The organism is Fructobacillus ficulneus, assembly GCF_001047075.2.
Lineage (GTDB): Bacteria > Bacillota > Bacilli > Lactobacillales > Lactobacillaceae > Fructobacillus > Fructobacillus ficulneus.
This window is the reverse complement of record NZ_DF968005.1, coordinates 64,567-68,719: the sequence shown is the minus strand read 5'-3', so window position 1 is coordinate 68,719 and position 4,153 is coordinate 64,567. Positions and strand designations below refer to the sequence as shown.

General features: G+C 49.5%; 4 protein-coding genes. All 4 read right to left on the bottom strand.

Annotated elements, in window-relative coordinates; translation table 11 throughout:
• Positions 1-657: PP2C family protein-serine/threonine phosphatase (locus AOQ29_RS05030; RefSeq protein WP_061993426.1), on the bottom strand; the 657-nt coding region annotated here is incomplete at its 3' end.
• Between the two features lie 4 nt (positions 658-661).
• Positions 662-2,011 (bottom strand): 16S rRNA (cytosine(967)-C(5))-methyltransferase RsmB, encoded by a 1,350-nt coding sequence (gene rsmB / locus AOQ29_RS05025; protein ID WP_061993425.1) that lies wholly within the window; start codon positions 2,009-2,011, stop codon positions 662-664.
• On the bottom strand, positions 2,001-2,975 hold the full coding sequence (gene fmt, locus AOQ29_RS05020) for a methionyl-tRNA formyltransferase (RefSeq protein ID WP_061993424.1): 975 nt from the start codon (positions 2,973-2,975) through the stop codon (positions 2,001-2,003). The genes rsmB and fmt overlap by 11 nt, the downstream gene beginning before the upstream one ends.
• A gap of 91 nt (positions 2,976-3,066) precedes the next feature.
• A partial coding sequence (priA, locus tag AOQ29_RS08055; RefSeq protein WP_242977400.1) for a replication restart helicase PriA occupies positions 3,067-4,153 on the bottom strand: 1,087 nt, incomplete at its 5' end.

Below are 4,153 nucleotides of genomic sequence, written 5' to 3'. Positions count from 1 at the left end.
GAGTGGTGGCTGGTTCCCGGGACGGCTTTGGCCGGGCTGGACCAAGCCGACCTGATCTTCAATGGATAATACTTTCGATAGGCCGTCAGAGGTCAAATACAACCAATCCCCGTCTTGAGGTTGAAAGGTTGTCCATTCCAGATCAACTCGGTGGTTAACCCCCAAATACCGGGTTAAGGAATTTGCTTCCGGTAACTTTTCATCGTAGACCTGACCACTGCGCCGCTCTAATTCATTGCGCAACGTATGGTCAAAGGTTAGTAACTGGGCCTGCTTATCTCGGAGCAAGTAAGCCCGAGAATCACCAGCATTGGCTACCAGGATTGTATCCACAAGACAGGCTGCTAAAACCACAGTAGTGGCCATACTATTGATATTCGGATTCTTTTGACCCGCCAATAAAATGGCTTTGTTGGCTAACTCAGCCTGGTGCACGAGCCAATTTTTAACCGACTCAGCATCGTTCATATTCTTTTTTTGCCAGGCCTTACCAAGGGTTTCCACCACGATTTGGCTGGCTTGTTTTGATCCAGGATTTGAGGCAACGCCATCAGCAACAATCACCAGGGCTTCGCCAGATTGATTATAAAAGGCGCCCACGGCGTCTTGGTTGTCCGCCCGTAAGGGGCCTTTTTCACTGATATACGCAATTGCCATTTAATTAATCCCTTCTTTTTTGAAGAGTGGCGACGAAGAAGCCGTCAGTCTCGTAATCGTCTGGATAAATCTTCAAGACAGCGTCCTTGCGGTCAGACTTCAAGTCCTTTGCCGTCTCAGTTTTAACTAATTCAAAATTGGGGTTTTTAGCCAAAAACTTCTTGATGACCCCATCATTTTCTTGGTTCAAAATAGTACAAGTACTATAAACTAATCGTCCATCCTGTGCGAGTCGACCAGCCACCGAATTTAAAATGGCTAATTGCAGGTCTGCAAGGTTTAAGACGTCTTCAAGAGTCTTTTCGTAGCGAATTTCTGGCTTACGACGTAAGAGACCCAAACCAGAACAAGGCGCATCGACCAAAATCCGGTCAAAGTCTTCTTGATAGTGGTCAGGTACCTGACGGGCATCGAGAGCTTCTGCCTTGACCTTGTCAGCTAAGCCTAAACGGTTGGCGTTGGCCTTGATTAATTTGACCTTATGGTCGTGAATATCAATGGCTGTGACCTTGGCATCCCCAGTTAAGTACTGGGCGATTTGGGTTGTCTTTCCACCAGGAGCCGCTGCCGCATCCAAGACGCTGTGGACTTGGTCATCAATGGCCAGGGCTTCAACTGGTAACATGGCTGATTCATCTTGGATTGTAATCAAGCCATCCAAGAAGGCCTGTGATGAGGCCACATGGCCACCAGTGACAACCAAGGCATCTCGGGCCACCTTTGAATCACGGACAGTTAAGCCTTCGGCTTCCAAAGCAGCCTTAGCCTGGTCAGCCGTTGCCCGGGTAGTGTTCACGCGCACGGCTTGGGCTGGTGCTTCATTCAAAGAGCTCAAAATTGACTGGGTCTTGGCGGGTCCAACCTGGTCTAGCAATGATTGTACTAACCAAACTGGGATTGAGTATGAAATTGACAGACGCATGATTGGGTCTGAAATCTTATCCGCATCCCGTAATTCTGACCGGTCCATGTTGTGCAAAATGGCCGTGACAAACTTAGCCGTGCCGGCATTTCCCAGTGTCTTAGCAACTTCGATTGTTTCGTTGAAAATGGCATGCTTAGGAATTTTATTGAGCTTATGCCATTGGAAGAGTGCTGTTAACAAGAGTTCACGCACCCAAGGTTCGAGCTTCTTGCCCTTCACGAAGGGAGTCAACCAATACTCCAGCAAAAGTCGGTACTGAATTGTTCCATAAACCAAGGTTGTTAAGAGGCCCTTATCGACGGGCTTTAAATTATGTTGGCGGATGACCTGGTTCAACTGTAAGTTTGAATAGGCCCCGTTCTTAATCTTAGCTAGGGTAACAACGGCTAATAACCGGGGGTTTTGACTATCTTTAATTTTACTTGGCATTCGATTCCTCAATGTTAATCCATTGGTCACCGACAGAGTACTTCTGACCGGCACCATTTAAATAGGCACTAATGGCCATGACGCTTTTACCAGCTGGCTGGAGCTGGTCGATTTGGAGCTGGCTACCGTTGGCAGCCGCCACCACAAGGTGTTTCTTATCGCGGACCGTAATCACACCGGGAGCCGCTGTCGTCGTTTCATCTAATGGCGTTGTTGCCACTAGCTTGAACTTGTCATCCCCCACCATGGCATGAGCCGGATGGGTCGGATACAAACCACGGATGTGGTTGTTTAATTTCTCGGCCGTTTCCGTCGCAAAATTCAAATTTTGCTGGTCGCGGGCAATGTTGGGTGAAAAAGTCACTTGGTCGGGGTCTTGCGGAGTCGCAGACGCCGTTCCAGCAGCCAACTTTGGTAAATTAGCCAAAACCAACGGCGCCGCAGCTTGCGACAACTTATCAAACATCGTGCCAACGTTGTCTTCGGCCTCGATTGGGACCTTGACGACGTCGATGACATCCCCGGCATCCATCTTCTTGACCATGTACATCAAGGAAACGCCGGTTTCCTTGTCGCCATTCATGATGGCAAAGTGGACCGGTGCCCCACCACGGTACTTGGGCAACAAAGAAGCATGGGCGTTAACCGCCGCTACCTTAGCTGCATCCAAAAGCTTTTCGGGTAGGAATTGGCCAAAGGCCGCTGTCACGATAAAGTCTGGTTCCATAGCCAAGATTTGGTCCATTTCCTCAGATCCGCTAATCTTTTCTGGTTGCAAGACTGGCAAATTAAGGGCCAAGGCAGCTTCCTTAACTGGACTGGGGGTTAGTTTTTGCTTCCGTCCTTGGGGACGGTCAGGTTGGGTCACGGCTGCTAAGACATCATATTGATTGTCGGCAACCAAGGCCTCTAAGAGGGGCACAGCAAACTGCGGCGTCCCCATAAATACAACTCGATAGGTCATTCAGTTCCTCACTGGTTCTTATACGTAAAATGTTTATTCTTTTCTATTATAGCAAATTCTAAAATCTTCCTCATTCTTTGCGTTAATGAACCTACATAAAGGTCATTGGGTCGCGCTTCACGGCTAGTTGGAAACCGGCTTCGGCCTTCTGTGACCCTTCGACCAAATCGCGCAGCAGTTGGTCGGCCTCATGGGGATTCTTTAATTTCAACAAGATTTGGAAGTAGAACCGTCCCTTGAGCTTGGCAATTGACTGGGGTGATGGCCCCAGCATCAAAACAGACTCGGGCAAGTGTTTCTTGAGCCACAGACCAATTTTGGCACTCTGCACCGCCACCAAGTTTTCATCAGTATGCGACATCTGCAATTGGACCGTGTAAAAGTACGGTGGAAATTCCCCGGCATGGCGGATGGCCATCTCTTGCCGGTAGAAACCTTCGTAATCGTGGTTTTGGGCAAACTTCAGAGCGTAGTGGTCGGGGTTGAAGGTTTGAATAACCACCTCCCCGGCCTGGTCACCTCGTCCGGCCCGGCCGGCCACTTGAGTCAAAAGCTCAAAGGTTTTTTCACTAGCCCGAAAGTCTGGCATTCCCAACCCGGTATCGGCGTTGAGGACACCCACTAAGGTCACGTTGGCAAAATCAAGGCCCTTGGCGACCATCTGGGTGCCCAATAAGATTTGGGCCTTTTGGTTACCGAAGTCGGCCAAGGCCTGGGCCATCGACCCTTTTTTCCGGGTTGTGTCCTGGTCTAAGCGAATCACGGAATAGTCGGGCATGATTTTCTTTAATTCATCTTCAACCTTTTCCGTCCCCGTCCCGTAGTAGCGGATGCGTTTTGATCCGCAACTCGGGCAAATATTAGGAATTGGGGCCTGGAAGTCACAGTAGTGGCACTTCAAGACCCGGGTATCCATGTGGAGGGTCATCGCTAAGTTACAATTGGGGTCTTTGGGTACAAAACCACAGTCCCGGCACATCACAAAGGATGAAAAGCCCCGCCGGTTCAAAAGTAAAACGGCCTGTTCGCCGCGGTCTAACCGAGTCTTTAATTTGTCCAAAAGGTCTTGGGAAAAGTTCGTATCACCCCGGCTCAAAACCGTTTGGCGCATATCGACAATTTCGACCGGTGGCAAGACCGCATCCTTGGCGGCCCGTTGCTTCAAAGTCAGAAGTTGG

Coding starts and splice junctions, on each gene's coding strand:
- rsmB (WP_061993425.1), bottom strand. CDS start 2,011: ATGCCAAGTAAAATTAAAGATAGTCAAAACCCCCGGTTATTAGCCGTT.
- fmt (WP_061993424.1), bottom strand. CDS start 2,975: ATGACCTATCGAGTTGTATTTATGGGGACGCCGCAGTTTGCTGTGCCC.